Genomic DNA, 19,142 nt, shown 5'->3' with positions numbered 1-19,142 from the left:
CGGCTCCGTCCCCTAATTTCAAGCGGGCAAGGGGTTTCTCGTTCTGTTGAGACCTCGTGCCGCGACAAATCGGGTGAGACGGGTTTTCTGCCTCATGACCCACTCCCAGACATCGGTAGCAGGGGGAGCAACCTTAATGAACAAGAAAGAACTCGTCGACGCGATCGCGGATCGGGTGGGCGACAAGAAGACGGCCACAGAGGCCGTGAACGCGGTGCTCGACGCCATTCAGAAAGCTGTCGCCGGCGGAGACAAGGTCTCCATCACGGGCTTCGGCGCCTTCGAGATGGTGCACAAGCCCGCTCGCACGGCTCGGAACCCTTCGACCGGCGCCGAGATCAAGGTCGCCGAAAGCTGGGGCCCGAAGTTCCGTCCCGGCTCGGACTTCAAGGAGCTCGTCAACGTGGAGGGAAAGAAGGCCGCGAAGAAAAAGTAGGGCTCCACACGGGCGGCCCGGATTCCCCTGGGGAGTCCGGGCGTCCGGATCGTCGGAGACGGGGGCGCGGATCGTCGGGGGACGGGACGCGCCGGGTGGCCGCCCCGCCCTGGGGCGGAGGTCTGCCCGGGGGAGGCGCCCACTTCGAGGTGCGGAGCCCGCTCCGAAAGCGGCAGCGCGGCCCGCGCTGCAAACGGAGCGCGAAGGCCCGCGCTGAAAGCGGGATGCCGGGCTCGTGCTGCAAACGGGGGCGCGCGGCCTACTGCGGCAGCGGGAAGGTCGACAGTGTGATGTAGGTGACGTGCCCGCCGTCCACGCTGATGTTCACCCGCTGGCCCGAGCGGAGCAGCCGCAGCGGGCCGGCGTCGAAGGCCGCCGCGCCGAACGGGATCTCGGTCCCGTCGTCCAGGAACACCGACCCCGACCGGGTCGCCGTGTCAAAGGTCCGCACCGTCGCCTGCACCCGCTCAGCGTAGCCCGCGCGAAAAGGGTTTGACCTTCCGGCCGGCCGGCCGACACGATCCCGGATCATGCGGGTTGAGGACAAGAGCGCCGGTATGTGGCGGGACCGATCGTTCCGCCTTTTTCTCGGCGCCGACGTGATCAGCCAGTTCGGCAGCCAGATCACGATCGTGGCGTTGCCGCTGGTCGCGGTGCTCACCCTCGACGCGGGCTTCCTGCAGATCGGCATCCTCACGGCGGCGGAGCTGGCCGCCTTCCTGCTCGTCGGGCTGCCCGCCGGCGTGTGGGTGGACCGGCTGCGCCGCCGTCCCATCCTGATCTGGAGCGATCTGCTCCGCGGCGTCGCGCTGCTGTCGGTTCCGCTCGCGGCCGCCCTGGACGCGCTGACGTTGCCCCACCTTTACGCGGTCGCGCTGCTCATGGGTCTCGGCGCGGTCTTCTTCGACGTCGCGCACATGAGCTTCCTGCCCTCGCTGGTCGGCAGGGACGAGGTGCTCAGGGGCAACGGCACCCTGGAGACGCTGCGCAACACCGCGGTGCTGTCGGGCCCGGCGCTGGGCGGATGGCTGGTGCACACGGTCACCGCGCCGGTCGCGCTACTCGCGGACGCGATCAGCTACCTGGCCTCGGCGCTGTTGCTCGGCGGTGTCCGCGCGCAGGAGACGGCCACGCCGGCCGCCCGGCGTCGCAGGCTCAGGGAGGAGATCGCCGAAGGGGTCCGCTACGTCGCGGGCCATCCGGTGCTGCGGCGCATCGCCATGACCGGCGCGCTCGTCATGCTGTTCAACGGCATCTGGTCCGTCGCCCAGCCGATCTTCATGCTCAAGGTCCTCCACGTCAACCCGGCGATCTACGGCCTGCTGCTCTCCGGCGGCGCCGTCGGCTCGCTGCTCGGTGCGGTCCTGGCTCCGCGCGTCGCGGCTCGTTTCGGAGTCGGCCGGGCCATGTACGGCGGAGCCGCCGTGGCCGCGCTGTCCATCCTGGTCGCCCCACTGGCCGCCGAGGGCCGGCTGCTGGCGTTGTTCCCGCTCGGTTGCGCCCTCAACGGCATCGGCGGCGCGGTCTTCAGCATCAACCAGCTCAGCTACCGTCAGCGGATCACCCCCGAGCATCTGCTCGGCCGGATGAACGCCAGCATGCGCTTTCTGATGTGGGGCGCGGCGCCGGTCGGCGGTCTGCTCGGCGGGGTGCTTGGAGAGGGGCTGGGCGCGCACGCCGCCATCTGGATCGGAGCGGCCGGCGTCACGGCCGCTCATCTGCCGGTTCTGACCTACCGGAAGGTTCTGAGCCTGTAGTCGCCCTGGCCTCCTCGGCGATGGAGGCCAGGCCGCGGACGATGATCTCCATGCCCAGCTCGAACCGGTCGTCGTTGGACCTGTCGACCAGGAAGTCCGAGAGCGCGACCAGGTTGGGGAAGCGGTCGGGCGGCAGGTCCTTGAAATAGCGTGTCATCGCGGTCTGGAGGTCTTTCCAGGTGCCCTCCTGCGACTCGCGGCGGCGGTCGTCCCACATGCTCTCCTCGTAGGCGAAGCCTTCGATGAAGGTGGAGATCACGTCGCCCGCGGCCCCGGCGACCCGGCTGGGGAGTCCCGCCGCGCGGAAGATGGCGAGGATCCGGTCCACCTGCGGCAGCACCTCGGGGTTGAAGGGCAGGACGCCCATGGAGATCCTGGCCATGTCGCGATGCTCGAGCAGTCGGGCCCGGCTTTTCCTGGCGAAGTCCATGATCTGCTCACGCCAGCGTCCGGGATCGGGGTCGGGCAGCTCCCATCCCTCGAACATCCGGATGTACATCAGCTCGAACAGCTCGTCCTTGCCGCTCACGTGGGCGTAGAGGGCCGAGACCGCGACGCCCAGCTCGGCCGCGACCTGGCGCATGCTCAGCTTGTCGTAACCCTCGCGGTCGAGCACCGTGTAGGCGGCGTCGACGATCCGGCCACGGGTGAGCGGGATGCGCGTGGAAGGCGTCCTGCGGCGTGACCGCTCCCAGGGCAGCGCGGGCAACTCGTCACTCATGACGTCAGTGTAACGCCGGAATGAACACTGATCACTCTGTAGAACGCCGCTCATTTTCGCGATATATCTTGTCCAATGGACAGATGCGACATATCTTAAGAACGACGCACGTTCGAGCGAACACTGTTCAGTGAGCGAACATCGTACCTGTAGCATGAACAGTGTTCACTCATGATGAGTGCCATCCCCGCAGACATATGAGGAGTCCCCCATGGCCTTGGACATGACAGCACCGGATCGACCGATCACGGAGCCGGCAGCCTATCGATGGCGCTGGGCCGCCCTGTTCGTGATCCTCGCCGCCGAGGTGATGGACCTGTTGGACGCCATGGTCACCAATATCGCCGCGCCCACCATCCAGGCCGAGCTCGGCGGCACCGCCGCCACGATCCAGTGGCTCGGCGCCGCCTACACGCTCTCGATGGCCGTGGGACTGATCACCGGAGGGCGGCTGGGCGACATCTTCGGCCGCAAGCGGATGTTCCTCATCGGCGCGGCCGGTTTCACCGTGGGCTCGCTGCTGTGCGCCGTGGCCCAGTCTCCCGAACTGCTCGTCGGCGCACGGGTGGTACAGGGCCTGTTCGGCGCGGTCATGCTGCCGCAGGGGCTGGGAATGATCAAGGAGATGTTCCCGCCGAAGGAGATGGGCGCGGCGTTCGGCATGTTCGGGCCCGTCATGGGCCTGTCCTCGGTGGGCGGCCCGATCCTGGCCGGATGGCTGATCGACGCCGACTTCTTCGGCACCGGCTGGCGCATGATCTTCCTGATCAACCTGCCGCTCGGCCTGGCCGCCTTCGTCGCAGGGCTGCGCTTCCTGCCCGAGTCGCGCTCGCCGCACCCGCTCAAGCTCGACGTCCCCGGTGTGATCCTGGCCTCCGCCGCCGGACTCCTGCTGGTCTTCCCGCTCGTCCAGGGCAGGGAGAACGGCTGGCCCGTCTGGTCCTTCGTCATGATGGGGGCCTCGGCCGTCGTCTTCGCGGTCTTCGGGTGGTTCGAGTCACGCAAGAGCCGCACGGGCGGTGACCCGCTGGTCGTGTCCAGCCTGTTCCGCAAGCGGGCCTTCACCGGCGGGCTGCTGACCGGCCTGGTCTTCTTCTCCGCCATGTCGGGCTTCGCGCTGGTGTTCAACCTCTACACCCAGATCGGCCTCGGCTACCCCACGCTCAAGGCCGCTCTCGTGATGATCCCCTGGTCGCTGGGCATGGTCGCCGGTTTCGGGCTGGCCCAGGTGGTGGCGAAGTTCGGCCGCAAGGTCCTGCAGGGCGGCGTCCTGGTCATGGCGCTCGGCACCCTCGGCGTCCTGCTGACGATCACCCTCGTGGGCGCGGCGCCGAACCCCTGGCAGTTCGTTCCCGCCCTGGCGGTGACCGGCATCGGCATGGGCCTGCTGATGGCGCCCTTCTTCGACATCGTGCTGGCCGGGGTCGAACAGCACGAGACCGGCTCGGCCTCCGGCACGATGACCGCCGTCCAGCAGCTCGGCGGCGCCTTCGGTGTCGCACTGCTCGGCACGGTCTTCTTCGACCTGGTCGCCGGCGGGCCGCACCCCGACATCGCCGGTGCGATGCGGGTGGTGCTTTGGGTGGTGTCCGGCATGCTGCTGCTGACCTTCCTCACCGCCTTCCTGCTGCCGAAGCAGGCTCGCGAGGAGGCGCACGCGGGACACTGACCACCGGTGCCATGTGAAGGCCGCGCGGCATACCGGTGCCACGTGAAGGCCGCGCGGCACATCGGGTCGCGTGAAGGCCGCGCGGCGCACAGGCGTCACGCCGCGGTCACACGGAGGGAGTCCCCCCTGCGGGGGACTCCCTCCTGATCTTCTCCGCCATCGCCAGGGTGCGGGGCCCCACACCGAGGCCCAGGGCCGCCCGCAGGTCGTCGGGGGTGTCCACGTCCCTGCGGACCGAGTCGATCCCGTCCAGGCAGATCTCCTTCGCGCCACGCCGCAGGTGACGGTCACGGGACTCGCCGCCGAATCCCGGGGTGAACCGGATGTCGGGCTGCACGCCGTAGAAGGTCGTGCCGACGTCGGCGGCGTCGGGCAGAAACGCCTGGTCGAACTCCGCGGCGGCGGCGAGCACGAGCGCCAGCTCCGCCGGGCGGAGCGCGGGCAGGTCGGCCTGGAGCGCGCCCACGGCGTCGCCGGGCGCCAGCCGTACGGCCTCCTCGGCGCCACGCCGCAGTGCGGCGTTCAACCCCGCCTCGGGGTCGCCGACCACGTGGGCGCCCACCCCGCCGAGGGCCTCGGCCGCCACCGGGTCGCCCGTCACCACCACGACCCGCGCGACGAGCGCGCAGCTCAACGCGGCCTCCACGGTGTCGCAGGCGATCGCGACGGCCAGCGCGGCCCGGTGCGGGCCCGCCGCCTGCGCCAGGCGGGTCTTGGCGGCGACCAATGTCTTGACCGGCACGACGATGGTCCAGTCGGAGCTCTCCGAAGCAGGCATAGCCTTAGCATCCCGCCTCGACATCCCGCAGAGCCAACCGGGACACTTAGGGCGCATCCCGCTTACATGGAGGAGCTCATGAGCCGCCCTGGATGGCCTTCCCGGTTCTGGGTCGCCGTGGCCGTCGCGATCGTCAAACCGATCTCATGGCTCCTGGTCAAGAAGGACTGGCGCCGGGCCGACCGTCTGCCGAGAACCGGCGGGATCATCCTGGCGACCAACCACCTGTCCTGGGTGGACCCCGTCCTGCTGTCGCACTACCTCTACGACAACGGGCGCTGGCCGACGATCCTGGCCAAGTCGGGGCTCTTCTCGGTGCCGGTGCTCGGGCACATGGTCAGGTCGCTGATGGCCATCCCGGTCTACCGGGGCAGCGCCGACGCGATCCGCTCGCTCAGGGAGTCGGAGCAGAGGATCGCCGACGGGGCGTGCGTGCTGTTCTACCCCGAGGGCACCTGCACCCGCGACCCCCGTCTCTGGCCGATGGAGGGCAAGACCGGCGCGGCCCGGCTGGCCCTGACCACCGGCGCGCCGGTGATCCCGGTCGCCCACTGGGGCGCCCAGGAGATCCTCCCCTACGGGAGCAAGAGGCCCAGCCTCCTGCCGCGCAAGACCTTCCACGTGCTCACCGGACCACCGGTCGACCTGTCGAAATACGAGGGGCGGGAGCTTCACACCGACGTCCTGCGCGAGGCCACCGCCGACATCATGGCGGCGATCACGGCCCTGCTCGCCGAGCTGCGCGGGGAGAAGGCGCCCGAGGCGCCGTTCAAGAAACCTTCCGACGACTGACTTCAACGTACGGTGATGACATGACCAAGGCGGCTGTATTCGGCACGGGATCGTGGGGCACCACCTTCGCGATGATCATGGCGGGGGCGGGGACCCGGACGACCCTGTGGGGGCGGCGCCCGGAGATCGTGGAGGCGATCGACCGCCGCCACGAGAATCCCGACTACCTGCCCGGTGCGACTTTGCCCGAGACCCTGCGGGCCACCACCGACCCCGCCGAGGCACTCGACGGCGCCGACTTCGTGGTGCTGGCGGTCCCCTCCCAGACGCTGCGGTCCAACCTGATCACCTGGAAGCCCGACCTGCCGTCCGGCGCGGTGCTGGTCAGCCTGATGAAGGGCATCGAGCTCGGCACCACCAAGCGGATGAGCGAGGTGATCTGCGAGGTCGCCGAGGTGCCCCAGGAGCGGGTCGCGGTGGTGTCGGGCCCCAACCTGGTCGGCGAGATCATCCGAGGCCAGCCCGCCGCGACCGTGGTCGCCTGCACCGACGAGCGGGCCATGGAGCGCCTTCAGGAGGCCTGTCACCTGCCGCCGTGGTTTCGTCCCTACACCAATCCCGACGTGGTGGGGGTGGAGCTCGGCGGGGCGGTCAAGAACGTGATCGCCCTGGCGGTCGGCGTCGCGGCCGGGATGGGGCTCGGCGACAACGTCGGGGCGATGCTGATGACGCGCGGCCTGGCCGAGATCTCCCGGCTGGGCGCGGTGCTCGGCGCCGATCCGCACACCTTCGCCGGGCTCGCCGGAATGGGTGATCTCATAGCGACCTGCACCTCCCCATTGTCCCGCAACCGTACTTTCGGTAAGAATCTCGGTCAGGGCATGACTCTGGCCGAGGTCATCGCCGCGACGAAGCAGACCGCCGAGGGCGTCAAGTCTTGTGAGTCGGTCCTCGAGCTGGCCAGAAAGCACGATGTGGAGATGCCGATCACCGAGGTGGTGGTGGCCGTCGTCCATGACGGGATGCCCCCCAGCGAGGCGGCGATGCTGCTGATGTCGCGGACCCCCAAGCCCGAACGGTACGGCGTGTGAGCCGACGCGCGCGCAGACGGCAGGGCGAGAACACCCGATCGGTGCATCTGCCCGCCTCGCCGATGCCGCAGCAGGCTCCCCTCGGCCTTCCGGTGTGGCGCAGTTCGGCGTGGGGCTTCGCCGACTCCGCCCGGCAGGCCGAGGTGTTCGGGGACGGGAAGTCCGCTCACGGCCGGATCGACAACCCCACCACCGCCGCCTTCGCCGCTGCGGTGGCCTCGCTGGAGGGGGCCGCGGCGCCCGAGGACGTCGCCGGGCAGGCGTTCGCGTCGGGGATGGCCGCGATCAACGCGGTCCTGATGACGTTCCTGCGCGCGGGGGCGCACATCGTCGCCCCCACCCCGCTGTACGGCGGGACCCATTCGCTGATCACCAACGTCCTGTCCAGATTCGGGGTCGAGGCCGGCTTCGCCGACTACGGTGATCTCGCCCGGGTGCGGGCGGCGATCCGGCCCAACACGAAGATCATCTACGCGGAGACGCTGTCCAGCCCCACGATGGCCGTCGCCGACATCCGGGGTCTCTACCGCATCGCCCGCGGCGCCGGGGCGCTGCTGGTGGTCGACTCCACCTTCGCCACCCCGGTCGTGTGCCGCCCTCTCGAACACGGCGCCGACCTGGTGGTCCATTCCGCGGCCAGATACCTCGGCGGTCATGACGACTGCGCCGGCGGCGTCGTGGTGGGCCGTCCCGACCTGATCGCCCGGCTCCGGGAGGTGCGCATCGACACCGGGGGCACGCTCTCTCCCGACGACGCGTTCCTGCTCCGCCGGGGGCTGGAGACCCTGCCGCTGCGGGTGCGCCGGATGTGCGCCACCGCGATGGTGTTCGCCGCGGCCGTGGCCAAGCATCCCGCCGTGCGCAGGGTCGACTATCCGGGCCTGCCCGGGCACCCCGGACACCAGCTCGCCAGGCACCTGTTCGACTCCGGCCCCGAGGGCACCAGATACGGCGCCTGCGTGACGATCACCCCGTACGGCGGCCACGGCGCCGGCGTGGCACTGACCGACGCCCTGAAGCTCGTCTCGATCGCCACCTCCGCCGGAGGCACCCGCACCAAGGCCACGCGTCCGGCCTTCGCCGGCGACCGGCCGCCGGGCGGAGGCTCCGGGACCGGTGCGGCGGCCGTCCGGTTCTCCATCGGTCTGGAGGATGCCGAGGATCTCATCATGGATGTGACCCAGGCCCTCGACTCCCTTCCCGAATCGGACGGATAGGGCGCGTCTGACAGGCGGGTTGACCCCTCAGAGGGGGTAGATTCGGTCATCATGAGCGAGCAGCACGAAACCCGGCCGAGGGTCGCAATCGTCTTCGGTGGCCGTAACTCCGAGCACGCCGTCTCCATTCTCGGAGCCGGAAGCGTGCTGGAGGCCATCGACCGGTCCAAGTACGACGTGGTCCCCATCGGGATCGCCCGGGACGGACGGTGGGTGCTCGCCTCGGGCGATCAGCGCTACGCGATCGAGGGCGACGAGTTGCCGTTCGTCGACGCCCAGGGCGCGGGCCTGGCACTGCCCTCCGGCGGCGGCTCGCTGGTGGCCTACGACTCCGGCAGCATCCCGGTCGAGCTCGGCCAGGTGGACGTCGTCTTCCCCGTCATGCACGGGCCGTTCGCCGAGGACGGCACCGTTCAGGGCCTGCTGGAGATGGCAGGGGTCCGCTATGTCGGCTCCGGGGTGCTGGCCAGCGCGGTGGGCATGGACAAGGCCTACATGAAGATGGTGCTCGCCGCCTCCGGGCTTCCCGTCGGGCCGTACGTCGTGATCCGCGACCGCGATTGGCGGACCGACCGCGAGCGGATCCTCAAGGAGGTTCAGGAGCTCGGCTGGCCGGTCTTCGTCAAGCCGGCCCGGGCCGGGTCGAGCCAGGGCATCTCCAAGGCCCACGACCTGGAGGAGCTGGAGCGGGCCGTCGAGTTCGCCCGCGAGCACGACCCCAAGGTGCTGGTCGAGGCCGCCATCGTGGGCCGCGAGATCGAATGCGCGGTGCTGGAGTCCCTCGGCGACGAGGCCGCGCGGGCCAGTGTGCCCGGCGAGGTGCTGGTCCGCGGCGACCACGAGTTCTTCGACTTCGAGGCCAAGTACATCGGCGACGACATGTCCCTGTCGGTGCCCGCCGACATCCCCGCCGACGTGGCCGAGAGCCTGCGGGCGATGGCCGTGCGCGCGTTCGAGGCGCTGGGCTGCGAGGGGCTGTCCCGGGTCGACTTCTTCTACACTCCCGACGGCCGGCTGATCCTCAACGAGATCAACACGATGCCGGGCTTCACCGCTATGTCGGTCGCGCCGCAACTGTGGGCCGCCACCGGTCTGCCCTACGCCGACCTGGTCGACCGGCTGATCCAGCTGGCGTTGCACCGCTTGCCCGGACTACGGTAGCGCCGCCTTGATGGGCGCCGCGAGGTCGACGAGGACGTCCTCCGGGGTGTGCTGCCGGGAGATCGTCACCTCCACGTAGGCGGCCCTGCCGATCGAGGTGAACAGAAGAGGTCTGGCGGGGTCGGAGAACCACGCCACCCCGTCGATCTCGGGCACCTGCTCGGTGGCCGTCATCGTCGCGGGCCGCTCCACCCCGCAGCGCAGCGCGATCCCCGCCTCGCCCCAGACCGCGACGTACGGCGAGGCGGGGGTGGTCTCCACTCGGGTGACGCCGTCGAGTTTCCGGGGGAGCCGCTCGCCGAGTGCTCTGCACGCGGCGGCGGCCGTACCCTCCGGGGTGGGGGGATCCACCCGGACCGTGCTGCTGCATCCCGCCAGGATCAGCAGGGTGCAGGCACAGCCCGTCCAACGGGCGAACCGGAGTGACATCGCATGTTCCTGAAGGGTCAAATATGGACGATGGGACACGTAAGGGTACGTGTGATTCCCTCGACCGCTTGAATCTGGGCCACCACAAGCTTGCCTAGCTCATCCACGTTCCGCGCCTCGGCGCGGACGATCACGTCGTAGGGGCCGGTGACGTCCTCGGCCTGCGTGACGCCGGAGATCTTCGAGATCTCACCGGCCACGTTCGCCGCCTTACCGACCTCGGTCTGGATAAGGATGTAGGCCTGCACCATAACGTCCTCCCGGGCGATTGGATCAGTGCCGAAGGGCCACCGTACCCTGTGATGAACGGGAGGTGTGTCATCGCAGTCGGAGATCTCGGCGAATTCGGAGTTGTTGCACGTATTACTGGACGTTTGCCTCAAGGTAGAGCGGTATTGCTCGGTCCTGGAGACGACGCCGCGATGGTGAGTGCTCCCGATGGCCGGGTCGTCGTGACGACGGACTTATTGATCGAGGGTAGGCACTTTCGGCGCGATTGGTCCAGCGGCTATGACATCGGTCGTAAAGCCGCAGCGCAGAATCTGTCCGACGTCGTGGCGATGGGCGCCGATCCCACCGGCATCGTGGTCGGCCTCGGCCTGCCTCCCGAGACCGCCACGCAGTGGCTGGACGATCTCACCGACGGCTTCCGTGACGAATGCGACCTGGTCGGCGCCAGCGTGGTGGGCGGCGACATCACCCGGTGCGACCTGGTCGTGATCGGCGTCACCGCCCTCGGCGACCTGGGCGGGCGCGCGCCCGTCACGCGTTCGGGCGCGCGACCGGGTGATGTGGTGGCGGTGGCCGGGCGGCTCGGGCACGCCGCGGCCGGTCTCGCGCTGCTACACGGCGACCGGACGGAGCCGGCGGAGCTGATCGACGCCCACCGTCGCCCGCGACCGCCCTACGCCCGCGGCCCGGAGGCGGCCGGGCTGGGCGCGACCTCGATGCTCGACGTCAGCGACGGCCTGCTCCAGGACCTCGGCCACGTCGCCAAGGCCAGCGGGGTCGGTCTCGTGCTCGCACCGGAGGCCTTCACCGTCCCTCCCGCGCTGCGGGAGGCCGCCCGGTCGCTCGGCGCCGACCCCCTGGACTGGATGCTCTCCGGCGGGGACGACCACGCCCTCGCCGCGACCTTCCCCGAGGGCCTTCGGTTGCCACCGGGATGGACCGTGGTCGGCCAGGTGATCGAAGGCAAGGGTGTGCAGGTCATGGGCCGTTCGCCGGAGCACAGTGGCTGGGATCACTTCCGGAAGTGACGTTTCCCACTCATGTGACATCAGTGAAATTTGCGACAAACGGTTATTAAACTGGTATGAAGATGGGCGGCCGATATTCCCTAGAGAAAGGGGCACCATGGGCCGCCACGGTGGACATGGCGAAGACGCCCCCCGTAACCGGGGTAAACGCGAGCCGGCCCCGGCTCCGGAGCCTGACTATCTCGACGAGCCGATCGGGCGCCGGCTCCGTCCCGAAGAATCGGCGGTCACCGAACCCCGGACCGGGTTCCTGGGATCGGGATGGTCGAACACGACCGAGCTGTCCGACCCGGTATGGCCCGAGGAGAAGCGCCGCTCCGGCGGGCGGGTCAAAACGGTGGTGCTGGCCATCGCGGCGGTGGCCGTGGTGCTCGGCGGGACCGTGGCAGGCGTTCAGCTGCTGAGCAGCCCGGCGGGATCGACCGCCGACTGCCCGGTCGGCGGCTGCCTGGCGGAGACGCCCGGCCGGCCGAACCCGTATCCCACCGACCAGCCCGACCCGGCCGAACAGAGCGAGGAACCCGCGCCGAGCGAGGAACCCGACAAGGCCGGGAAGAAGACGGCCACACCCGTCCCGACGCCGACGATCACCCGCCGGCGGACCGGCCGTACCTTCACCGCCAGGCCGACCCCGACGCCGGAGCGCACCCGCGCTCCCCGGCGCACCCAGCCGCCGCGGCCCACCGAGGAGCCGGAGCCTCAGCCCGACCCGACCGACCAGTCGGCCGTCACCGACACCCGGACGCAGGACCCGGCGCACACCCCGACCGCCACCGAGCCGCCCTCCCAGCCCTCCCCGACCGCCCCGGAGACCCCGGCCGCCGGCGGCGCGCCCGTCACGGTCGGCTACGACCTGGTGAAGGAGAGGCAGGAGGTCTACACCGCCAAGCTCGTGGTCACCACGGGAGACAGGATCACCGGCCTGACGCTGAGCCTGCCGGTCGGCGGCGAGGTCACCTCCCTGACCGGAGCCGAGTGGAAGCAGGACGGTGACACCCTGATCCTGGAGCCGTCAGGCGGCCTGGAGGCCGGCGAGGACCTGGTCCTCACCTTCACCGCGTACGGCAGGGCGCAGGCCCCCCAGACCTGCCGCAGCACCCGGGGAGAGTGCACGGTCCTCTGATCGAGGGCAGGCAGGGGACTGGTTGGATGGAGACATGACCGATTCGATCCCTCCTCGCGTGCTGACCGTCGCCGGCTCCGACTCCGGCGGGGGCGCGGGCATCCAGGCCGACCTGAAGACCATGCTGGCCCTGGGCGTGCACGGCATGAGTGTGATCACCGCGGTGACCGCGCAAAACTCGATGGGCGTCCAGGGCTACTGGGAACTCCCGCCGGAGGCGGTGCGGGCCCAGCTCGGCTCGGTGCTCGGCGACATCGGCGCCCAGGCGATCAAGACCGGAATGCTGGCCTCGCCCGTGCTGGTGGAGGCGGTCGCCGAGGTGCTGGCCGGGGTGGACGCGCCGGTCGTGGTGGATCCGGTGGGGGTCTCCAAACACGGTGACACGCTGCTCGCCCCCGAGGCCGTGGACACGGTGAAGTCCCGACTGCTGCCGACGGCCACCGTGGTCACCCCCAACCTCTGGGAGGTCCTGCAGCTCACCGGGGTGAAGGTCGAGGACGAGAGAGACCTGCGCCGCGCGGCCGACGCGGTCCTGGAACTGGGCCCCACCTGGGCGTTGATCAAGGGCGGTCACCTGCCCGGCGCGCCGGTGGACCTGCTGACCGACGGCGTCCGGGAGTTCCGCTTCACCGCCGAGCGCCACGACAACCGCCACACCCACGGCACCGGCTGCACCCTGGCCTCGGCGATCGCCTCCTACCTGGCTCTCGGTGAGGACGTCCCGGCCGCGGTGGAGAAGGCCAAGGCGTACGTCACCGGCGCGATCGCCCGGGGGTTCCCGCTCGGCGAGGGCATCGGCCCGGTGGACCACGCCTGGCGCTGGCGCTGAGACGCGCTCGGCGGATCCTCACGCGGAAGGGGTTCTCACGCGGAGGGGATCCTCACGCGGAAAAGCGACAGCCCGCCGTTCCCTTCCGGGACGACGGGCTGTGCGGAGGTCCGACTAGCGGGTGACCTTGCCGGCCTTGATGCAGGAGGTGCAAACGTTCAGCCGCTTCGGCGTGCCGTTCACCACTGCGCGCACGGGCTGGATGTTCGGGTTCCAGCGGCGGCGGGTGCGGCGGTGCGAGTGGGAGACGTTGTTGCCGAAGGTCGGCTTCTTAGCGCAAACGTCGCAGACGGAAGCCACGGTTCGCTCCTTAGATCAGTCGAGAGGCTCGATCCGCCGCACAAGCAGGCGGTCATCGGGCACGCCGGGACAACCGGCTGGCCATACGAGGGTATCCGATGTCCGGCCATGCATGCCAACACGGGCCGCCATGACTGGTCGAACGGGGATAATCTCCAAGGCAACCGTAGCGCATCGTCGAAGGGCGGAGGGCAGGCATGCTGCAGGTTCTCGACCCGTCCGCGGTCCGGCAGTGGTCGCGGCTGGCCGCCGAGACGCTGGGGAAGGCACGCGAGGAGATCGACGCGCTCAACGTCTTCCCCGTGCCCGACGGGGACACCGGCACCAACCTGCACCTGACCATGCTCTCCGCGGCTGAGGCGCTCGACGGGCTGCCCGGCGACGCCGACGCCGCGACCACCTGGCAGACGCTCGCGCAGGGCGCGCTGCTCGGCGCCCGGGGCAACTCCGGCGTCATCGTCAGCCAGGCGCTGCGCGGCCTCGCCGAGGTGCTCAGGGCCGCCGAGGGGCGGGGCGCCGACCTCGGGCGTGGCCTGGTCAGAGCCGCGGAGCTGGCCTGCGACGCGGTGGCCAGGCCGGTCGAGGGCACCGTGCTCAGCGTGCTCACCGCGGTCGCCGGAGCGGTGCGCGACCTGCCGGGAGATCTCGCCGCGGTGGCCAGGAGGGCGGCCGACGAGGCGCGCTCCGCGCTCCGCCGCACTCCCGACCAGCTCGACGTGCTCGCCCGCAGCGGCGTCGTGGACGCGGGCGGCGCGGGGCTGACGATCATCCTGGAGAGCCTCGCCGCGGTGGTCACCGACTCCTACACCGGGCGGGTGGACATCCCGGCGCCGACCCGCAGGGTCACCCCCGAGCCGGAGGAGGGCCCCGGTTACGAGGTCATGTATCTGCTGGACGCCGATGAGACGGCGGTCGACGCGCTGCGCCGGGAGCTGGACGCGCTCGGCGACTCCCTGGTGGTCGTGGGCGGCGAGGGCCTGTGGAACGTGCACGTCCACGTGGACGACGCGGGCGCGGCGATCGAGGCGGCCATGCGGGTGGGACGACCTCACCGGATCCGGGTGACCTACCTGGTCGGCTCCGGCCGGACCCACCCGGTCGCCCGGGGACGGGGCGTGGTGGCGGTGGCCGCCGGACCGGCGCTGGGCGCGGTGTTCGAGCAGTCGGGGGCCGTGGTGGTCCGCAGGGAGCCCGGTTCCAGCCCGCCCCTGGCGGCGGTGCTCGCCGCGATCCGCGAGGCGGGCTCGGAGGTCGTGGTGCTGCCCAACGACGGCGGCACCCGCGAGGTCGCGGCGGCCGCCGCCGAGATCGCCCGCGAGGAGGGGCTGGTGGTCAGCGTGCTGCCCACCAAGGCCTCGGTGCAGGGCCTGGCGGCGCTGGCCGTCCACGATCCGCTGCGGCGCTTCGACGACGACGTGGTGGCCATGACCGATGCCGCCGCGCACACCCGCCACGGGCACGTCTGGGTGGCCGATCGCGAGGTGATGACGAGCGCGGGCCTGACCGCGCGGGGAGACGTCCTGGGCGTGATCGACGGCGACGCCGCCGTGATCGGCACGGACCTGGTGGCCACCGCCCTGGAGATCACCCGCCGCATGGTGTCGTCGAGCAGCGAGCTGGTGACCATGCTGGAGGGCGTCAACGCCCCGCAGGGGCTGGCGCGGGCCGTACAGGACCACCTGGCCGAGACCCGGCCCGATGTCGAGGTCGTCCTGTACGAGGGCGGCCAGGGGGGCTACCCGCTGCTCATCGGCGTCGAGTGACCGCGGGCCCCGCGCCGCCGGCGAGATGGGCGGCGAGTGGTGAGCGGGCGGGGCGCCGAGTGAATTCTGTCGTCCGGACGCGGTAGAAACTTGGGGTGACGAGCTTTGACGAGCCGCTGACGAAGGCACTCGACCCGAAGACGGCCAAGCTGCTGGAGAGCGTCCTCGACCTGCGCACCGTCGGCGACCTGCTGCGGCACTATCCCCGGCGTTACGCCGAACGGGGCGAGCTGACCGATCTCGACGACCTGCAGGTGGACGAGCACGTCACCGTGGTCGGTGAGGTCACCAGGGCCATGCGCAAGCCGATGCGCAACAAGGGCGGCACCTGGCTGGAGGTCGAGGTCGTCGACGGACGGCGCAGCAAGATCTATCTGTCGTTCTTCGGTAAGGCGTCGCACATCGCGGAGACGCGGCTGAGGCCGGGCACCAGGGGCATGTTCGCCGGCAAGGTGGGAGCGTTCGGCCAGGGCGACAAGCGCAGGTGGCAGCTCTCCCATCCCGAGTTCGAGATGTTCGACGAGACCGAGGCCAGGGCCGAGGAGTTCGCCGCCGCACTGGTGCCGATCTATCCCGCGGGCAAGGACATCACCCCCTGGGCGATCCGCCGCGCGCTGGGCGTCGTCCTCGACACCATGGGCCCTCTCGACGACCCGCTCCCGGCCGAGCTGCGGGCCCGGCACAAGCTTCCCGGCCTGGCCGAGGCGCTCCTGGCGATCCACCGGCCGCGCGACCACGGCGACGTGACCCGGGCGCGCAAGCGGCTGAAGTTCGACGAGGCGTTCCTGCTGCAGGCCGTGCTGCTGCAGCGCCGGATGGCCGCCGCCTCCTGGCCCGCCACGCCCCGGCCCCCGCGCGGCGACGGGCTGCTGGCCGACTTCGACGGGCGCCTGCCGTTCCAGCTCACCGAAGGGCAGCGGAGCGTGGGGGAGGAGATCTCGGACGACCTGACGCTCGCCCATCCCATGCACCGGCTGCTGCAGGGCGAGGTCGGCGCGGGCAAGACCGTCGTCGCGCTGCGGGCCATGCTCCAGGTCGTCGACGCCGGAGGGCAGGCCGTGCTGCTGGCGCCCACCGAGGTGCTCGCCCAGCAACACCACCGGTCGATCTCGGCCATGCTGGGCGACCTGGCCGCCGGCGGCATGTTCGGTGGCACCGCGGTCGCCCTGCTGACGGGCTCACTGGGCGCGGCGGCCCGCCGCTCGGCCATGCTCGACGCGGCCTCCGGGGCGGCCGGGATCGTGGTCGGCACCCACGCGGTGCTCCAGGAGCGGGTGCAGTTCGCCGACCTCGGCCTGGTCGTGGTGGACGAGCAGCATCGCTTCGGCGTCGAGCAGCGTGACGCGCTCCGCGAGAAGGCCGGAGGCGGGCGCCCGCACGTGCTGGTCATGACCGCCACCCCGATCCCGCGCACGGTGGCCATGACGGTCTTCGGCGACCTCACGGTCTCCACGCTCTCCCAGCTGCCCTCCGGCCGCGCGCCGATCACCACGCACGTGGTGCCCGCCGCGGAGAAGCCGCACTTCCTGGACCGCACCTGGACCCGGCTGCGCGAGGAGGTCGAGCTCGGCCGGCAGGCCTACATCGTGTGCCCGCGCATCGGCGACCTGGAGGGGGACGAGGGCGACCTGTCGAAGGACGACAACGAGCGACGCCCGCCGCTGGCGGTGCTGGACGTGGCCGAGATGCTGTCGGAGGGGCCGCTGCACGGGCTCCGTACGGCGGTGCTCCACGGCAAGCTGCCGCCGGAGGAGAAGGACGCGGTCATGCGGTCCTTCACCCGGGGCGAGATCGACGTCCTGGTGGCGACCACGGTGATCGAGGTCGGCGTGGACGTGCCGAACTCCTCGGTGATGGTCATCATGGACGCCGACCGGTTCGGGGTCTCCCAGCTCCACCAGCTGCGCGGCCGGGTCGGCCGTGGCGGCCTGCCGGGGCTGTGCCTGCTGGTGAGCGAGTCCCTGGGCGGCACCCCGGCCCGCCAGCGGCTCGACGCCGTGGCCGCGACGCTGGACGGCTTCGAGCTGTCCCGGGTCGACCTGGAGCAGCGCCGCGAAGGTGACGTGCTGGGTGTGGCCCAGTCGGGCCGCAGATCGTCGCTGAAGATGCTCCAGCTCCTTCGCGACGAGGACGTCATCCACGCCGCCCGCCAGGACGCCGAGGCCATGCTGACGGCCGATCCCGACCTCGCAGAGCACTCCGTCCTCCGCATGGAGATCGACAGGCTCCTCGCCGACGAGCGCGCGGAGTATCTGGAGAAGACCTGAGAGCGGGGCGTCCGGAGAGGGCCGGCCGGTTCGCGAGGGCCGGCCGCTGCGAGGCGCATGGAGATGCGAGGCGCATGGAGATGCGAGGCGCACGGAGAAAGGCGGCGAGGACCGAGGCGAGTGCTGAGGCGGGGCCAACGCCCAACTGCGGGGACGGCCTCCCCCCGAATGCCGTCCCCGCTTGGGCCCACTCTCGGGTCAGGTGCCGAGAGCACCGGCGTGCGGAAGGGCTCACGATCACGCCGGTCGGCCTCCCCCTGGGTCACTTGGAGGCCGCAGGACTCATCATGCAAGGCGTCGGGACCGGGTGGAACGACCCTTGCGCTTTCGTCGCCACTCCTTGCCCACTCTTGACCTAGATCACCTCCCCAGACCCTTTTGACCTGCGGTTATGTGATCCGCCGCGACACGCCGTGCCTGCCTGGGCGCGCCGGCGCGCCGCTCTTCGTGCCGGTCGGCGCCTTGGCCGGCGCCCCGATCGGCGTGAAGGCGACGTCTCGCTCGACACGGGGACACTCGATCGGCACTGAGACAATGGGGCGGTGAGTCGAGTCATCGCGGGAAGCGCAGGGGGACGACGGCTGGCCGTGCCGCCGGGGCGGGGGACCCGCCCCACGAGCGATCGGGCCAGGGAGGGGATCTTCTCCACGGTGGGTTCGCTCCTCGGCTCGCTGGACGGGGCGAGGGTGCTGGACCTGTACGCCGGCTCCGGCGCGGTCGGGCTGGAGGCGCTGTCGAGGGGGGCGGCTCACGCCCTGCTCGTGGAGTCCGACGCCAAGGCGGTCCGGACGATCAGGGCCAACATCGCCACCCTCGGGTTGCCGGGCGCCCTGCTCGCCGCCGACCGGGTCGAGCGGGTGCTGGAGCGGGGCACCGAGGAGCCGTACGACCTGGTGTTCGCCGATCCGCCCTACGCGGTGACCGACGAGGCGGTGGACGCGGTGCTCGGACGGTTGAGAGACCACGGCTGGCTGGCGCAAGACGCGCTGATCGCGGTGGAACGGGAGAGCCGGGGGAAAGACCTGGTGTGGCCCACCGGATACGAAGAGGAGAGGGTCCGTCGATACGGCGAAGCGTCCGTTTGGTACGGTCGCGCCGCCGGGAATCCATAGAGCAGGGGGTTCACCTTGCGTCGCGTTGTCTGTCCGGGATCGTTCGATCCCGTTACCAACGGTCATCTGGACATCATCGGCCGGGCTTCCCGGCAGTACGACGAGGTCGTCGTGGCCGTCCTGATCAACATCGAGAAGAAGAGCCTGTTCACGGTCGAGGAACGCATCGAGATGCTACAGACCGTGACCAAGGAGTACGGCAACGTGCGCGTGGACAAGTTCCACGGCCTGTTGGTGGACTACTGCAGGCAGCAGGAGATCCCCGCCATCGTCAAGGGGCTGCGCGCCGTCAGCGACTTCGACTACGAGCTCCAGATGGCCCAGCTCAACTACCGGATGTCCGGTGTGGAGACGCTCTTCATGGCCACCGGCCCGGAGGTGTCGTTCCTGTCGTCCAGCCGCATCAAGGAGATCGTCCGATACGGCGGGAACGTGGCCGGCCTGGTCCCCGATCTCGTGCAGGAACTCCTGGTCGAACGGCTCAGGGGTTAGCTCCTG

20 protein-coding genes are annotated in these 19,142 nt (G+C 70.6%); 14 read left to right on the top strand and 6 right to left on the bottom strand.

Features of this window, described 5'->3' with window-relative positions; all coding sequences use genetic code 11:
• Positions 1–136: 136 nt before the first annotated feature.
• Entirely contained in the window at positions 137–436 is a 300-nt protein-coding gene (locus ACQPYK_RS40850; protein ID WP_306865021.1) for an HU family DNA-binding protein, read from the top strand.
• Positions 437–695: 259 nt separating this feature from the next.
• On the opposite strand, the gene ACQPYK_RS40845 is transcribed toward ACQPYK_RS40850, so the two are convergent.
• Positions 696–887 (bottom strand): hypothetical protein, encoded by a 192-nt coding sequence (locus ACQPYK_RS40845; RefSeq protein ID WP_433243988.1) that lies wholly within the window; start codon positions 885–887, stop codon positions 696–698.
• Positions 888–966: 79 nt separating this feature from the next.
• Between ACQPYK_RS40845 and ACQPYK_RS40840 the strand changes: the two genes are divergently transcribed.
• Entirely contained in the window at positions 967–2,193 is a 1,227-nt protein-coding gene (locus ACQPYK_RS40840; protein ID WP_433243985.1) for an MFS transporter, read from the top strand.
• Here ACQPYK_RS40840 and ACQPYK_RS40835 read toward each other — a convergent pair.
• A complete protein-coding gene (locus ACQPYK_RS40835) occupies positions 2,141–2,914 on the bottom strand; it encodes a TetR/AcrR family transcriptional regulator (RefSeq protein ID WP_433243982.1) in 774 nt (257 codons plus the stop codon). The genes ACQPYK_RS40840 and ACQPYK_RS40835 overlap by 53 nt on opposite strands.
• Positions 2,915–3,137: 223 nt before the next feature.
• Here ACQPYK_RS40835 and ACQPYK_RS40830 point away from each other — a divergent pair, with 223 nt between their 5' ends.
• Positions 3,138–4,583, top strand: a complete 1,446-nt coding sequence (locus tag ACQPYK_RS40830) for an MFS transporter (protein ID WP_433243979.1) — start codon at positions 3,138–3,140, stop codon at positions 4,581–4,583.
• A 106-nt stretch (positions 4,584–4,689) separates the two neighbouring features.
• On the opposite strand, the gene cofC is transcribed toward ACQPYK_RS40830, so the two are convergent.
• On the bottom strand, positions 4,690–5,361 hold the full coding sequence (gene cofC, locus ACQPYK_RS40825) for a 2-phospho-L-lactate guanylyltransferase (RefSeq protein ID WP_433243976.1): 672 nt from the start codon (positions 5,359–5,361) through the stop codon (positions 4,690–4,692).
• A gap of 78 nt (positions 5,362–5,439) precedes the next feature.
• On the opposite strand from cofC, the gene ACQPYK_RS40820 reads away from it, so the two are divergent.
• Genes ACQPYK_RS40820 through ACQPYK_RS40805 form a run of 4 tightly spaced genes read left to right on the top strand, consistent with a single transcriptional unit; the run spans position 5,440 to position 9,562 of the window.
• The gene (locus ACQPYK_RS40820; RefSeq protein ID WP_433243973.1) at positions 5,440–6,153 is read left to right on the top strand and encodes a lysophospholipid acyltransferase family protein; all 714 of its coding nucleotides are present in this window, start codon (positions 5,440–5,442) and stop codon (positions 6,151–6,153) included.
• A gap of 20 nt (positions 6,154–6,173) precedes the next feature.
• The gene (locus tag ACQPYK_RS40815) at positions 6,174–7,184 is read left to right on the top strand and encodes an NAD(P)H-dependent glycerol-3-phosphate dehydrogenase (RefSeq protein ID WP_433243970.1); all 1,011 of its coding nucleotides are present in this window, start codon (positions 6,174–6,176) and stop codon (positions 7,182–7,184) included.
• The gene (locus ACQPYK_RS40810; RefSeq protein WP_433243967.1) at positions 7,181–8,401 is read left to right on the top strand and encodes a trans-sulfuration enzyme family protein; all 1,221 of its coding nucleotides are present in this window, start codon (positions 7,181–7,183) and stop codon (positions 8,399–8,401) included. Before ACQPYK_RS40815 ends, ACQPYK_RS40810 begins: the two co-directional genes overlap by 4 nt.
• 51 nt (positions 8,402–8,452) lie before the next feature.
• Positions 8,453–9,562 (top strand): D-alanine--D-alanine ligase family protein, encoded by a 1,110-nt coding sequence (locus ACQPYK_RS40805; RefSeq protein WP_433243964.1) that lies wholly within the window; start codon positions 8,453–8,455, stop codon positions 9,560–9,562.
• Here ACQPYK_RS40805 and ACQPYK_RS40800 read toward each other — a convergent pair.
• Together ACQPYK_RS40800 and ACQPYK_RS40795 are read right to left on the bottom strand one after the other, a co-directional pair.
• A complete protein-coding gene (locus ACQPYK_RS40800) occupies positions 9,554–9,991 on the bottom strand; it encodes a DUF3515 domain-containing protein (RefSeq protein ID WP_433243961.1) in 438 nt (145 codons plus the stop codon). The genes ACQPYK_RS40805 and ACQPYK_RS40800 overlap by 9 nt on opposite strands.
• A 17-nt stretch (positions 9,992–10,008) precedes the next feature.
• Entirely contained in the window at positions 10,009–10,242 is a 234-nt protein-coding gene (locus ACQPYK_RS40795; RefSeq protein WP_433243958.1) for an Lrp/AsnC family transcriptional regulator, read from the bottom strand.
• 51 nt (positions 10,243–10,293) lie between these two features.
• Here ACQPYK_RS40795 and ACQPYK_RS40790 point away from each other — a divergent pair, with 51 nt between their 5' ends.
• The 3 genes from ACQPYK_RS40790 to thiD all read left to right on the top strand — a co-directional run bounded on the left by ACQPYK_RS40790 (position 10,294) and on the right by thiD (position 13,202).
• Entirely contained in the window at positions 10,294–11,250 is a 957-nt protein-coding gene (locus tag ACQPYK_RS40790; RefSeq protein WP_433243955.1) for a thiamine-phosphate kinase, read from the top strand.
• Positions 11,251–11,347: 97 nt separating this feature from the next.
• The gene (locus tag ACQPYK_RS40785) at positions 11,348–12,373 is read left to right on the top strand and encodes a hypothetical protein (protein WP_433243952.1); all 1,026 of its coding nucleotides are present in this window, start codon (positions 11,348–11,350) and stop codon (positions 12,371–12,373) included.
• A 34-nt stretch (positions 12,374–12,407) separates the two neighbouring features.
• On the top strand, positions 12,408–13,202 hold the full coding sequence (gene thiD / locus ACQPYK_RS40780) for a bifunctional hydroxymethylpyrimidine kinase/phosphomethylpyrimidine kinase (RefSeq protein ID WP_433243949.1): 795 nt from the start codon (positions 12,408–12,410) through the stop codon (positions 13,200–13,202).
• 114 nt (positions 13,203–13,316) lie between these two features.
• Here the strand turns inward: thiD and rpmB are convergent, their stop codons facing one another.
• A complete protein-coding gene (gene rpmB, locus ACQPYK_RS40775) occupies positions 13,317–13,502 on the bottom strand; it encodes a 50S ribosomal protein L28 (protein ID WP_012894387.1) in 186 nt (61 codons plus the stop codon).
• 197 nt (positions 13,503–13,699) lie between these two features.
• Here rpmB and ACQPYK_RS40770 point away from each other — a divergent pair, with 197 nt between their 5' ends.
• The 4 genes from ACQPYK_RS40770 (at position 13,700) to coaD (ending at position 19,136) form a co-directional block, all read left to right on the top strand.
• Entirely contained in the window at positions 13,700–15,265 is a 1,566-nt protein-coding gene (locus ACQPYK_RS40770; protein WP_433243945.1) for a DAK2 domain-containing protein, read from the top strand.
• 95 nt (positions 15,266–15,360) lie between these two features.
• Positions 15,361–17,532: an ATP-dependent DNA helicase RecG gene (gene recG / locus ACQPYK_RS40765; protein WP_433243942.1), complete on the top strand. Its 2,172-nt coding sequence runs from the start codon at positions 15,361–15,363 to the stop codon at positions 17,530–17,532.
• Between the two features lie 542 nt (positions 17,533–18,074).
• On the top strand, positions 18,075–18,644 hold the full coding sequence (rsmD, locus tag ACQPYK_RS40760) for a 16S rRNA (guanine(966)-N(2))-methyltransferase RsmD (protein ID WP_433243939.1): 570 nt from the start codon (positions 18,075–18,077) through the stop codon (positions 18,642–18,644).
• 15 nt (positions 18,645–18,659) lie between these two features.
• Entirely contained in the window at positions 18,660–19,136 is a 477-nt protein-coding gene (coaD, locus tag ACQPYK_RS40755; protein ID WP_433243936.1) for a pantetheine-phosphate adenylyltransferase, read from the top strand.
• The last annotated feature ends 6 nt before the right edge of the window (positions 19,137–19,142 follow it).

Origin of the sequence: Streptosporangium sp. CA-135522 (assembly GCF_050949235.1) — a bacterium.
GTDB lineage: Bacteria > Actinomycetota > Actinomycetes > Streptosporangiales > Streptosporangiaceae > Streptosporangium.
This window is presented reverse-complemented; position numbering and strand designations above follow the sequence as displayed.

Excerpts from the sequence above, each read along its gene's own strand:
- ACQPYK_RS40850 (WP_306865021.1), top strand. The coding sequence starts at position 137 with ATGAACAAGAAAGAACTCGTCGACGCGATCGCGGATCGGGTGGGCGAC.
- ACQPYK_RS40840 (WP_433243985.1), top strand. The coding sequence starts at position 967 with ATGCGGGTTGAGGACAAGAGCGCCGGTATGTGGCGGGACCGATCGTTC.
- ACQPYK_RS40835 (WP_433243982.1), bottom strand. The coding sequence starts at position 2,914 with ATGAGTGACGAGTTGCCCGCGCTGCCCTGGGAGCGGTCACGCCGCAGG.
- ACQPYK_RS40830 (WP_433243979.1), top strand. The coding sequence starts at position 3,138 with ATGACAGCACCGGATCGACCGATCACGGAGCCGGCAGCCTATCGATGG.
- cofC (WP_433243976.1), bottom strand. The coding sequence starts at position 5,361 with ATGCCTGCTTCGGAGAGCTCCGACTGGACCATCGTCGTGCCGGTCAAG.
- ACQPYK_RS40820 (WP_433243973.1), top strand. The coding sequence starts at position 5,440 with ATGAGCCGCCCTGGATGGCCTTCCCGGTTCTGGGTCGCCGTGGCCGTC.
- ACQPYK_RS40815 (WP_433243970.1), top strand. The coding sequence starts at position 6,174 with ATGACCAAGGCGGCTGTATTCGGCACGGGATCGTGGGGCACCACCTTC.
- ACQPYK_RS40805 (WP_433243964.1), top strand. The coding sequence starts at position 8,453 with ATGAGCGAGCAGCACGAAACCCGGCCGAGGGTCGCAATCGTCTTCGGT.
- ACQPYK_RS40800 (WP_433243961.1), bottom strand. The coding sequence starts at position 9,991 with ATGTCACTCCGGTTCGCCCGTTGGACGGGCTGTGCCTGCACCCTGCTG.
- ACQPYK_RS40795 (WP_433243958.1), bottom strand. The coding sequence starts at position 10,242 with ATGGTGCAGGCCTACATCCTTATCCAGACCGAGGTCGGTAAGGCGGCG.
- ACQPYK_RS40790 (WP_433243955.1), top strand. The coding sequence starts at position 10,294 with ATGAACGGGAGGTGTGTCATCGCAGTCGGAGATCTCGGCGAATTCGGA.
- ACQPYK_RS40785 (WP_433243952.1), top strand. The coding sequence starts at position 11,348 with ATGGGCCGCCACGGTGGACATGGCGAAGACGCCCCCCGTAACCGGGGT.
- thiD (WP_433243949.1), top strand. The coding sequence starts at position 12,408 with ATGACCGATTCGATCCCTCCTCGCGTGCTGACCGTCGCCGGCTCCGAC.
- ACQPYK_RS40770 (WP_433243945.1), top strand. The coding sequence starts at position 13,700 with ATGCTGCAGGTTCTCGACCCGTCCGCGGTCCGGCAGTGGTCGCGGCTG.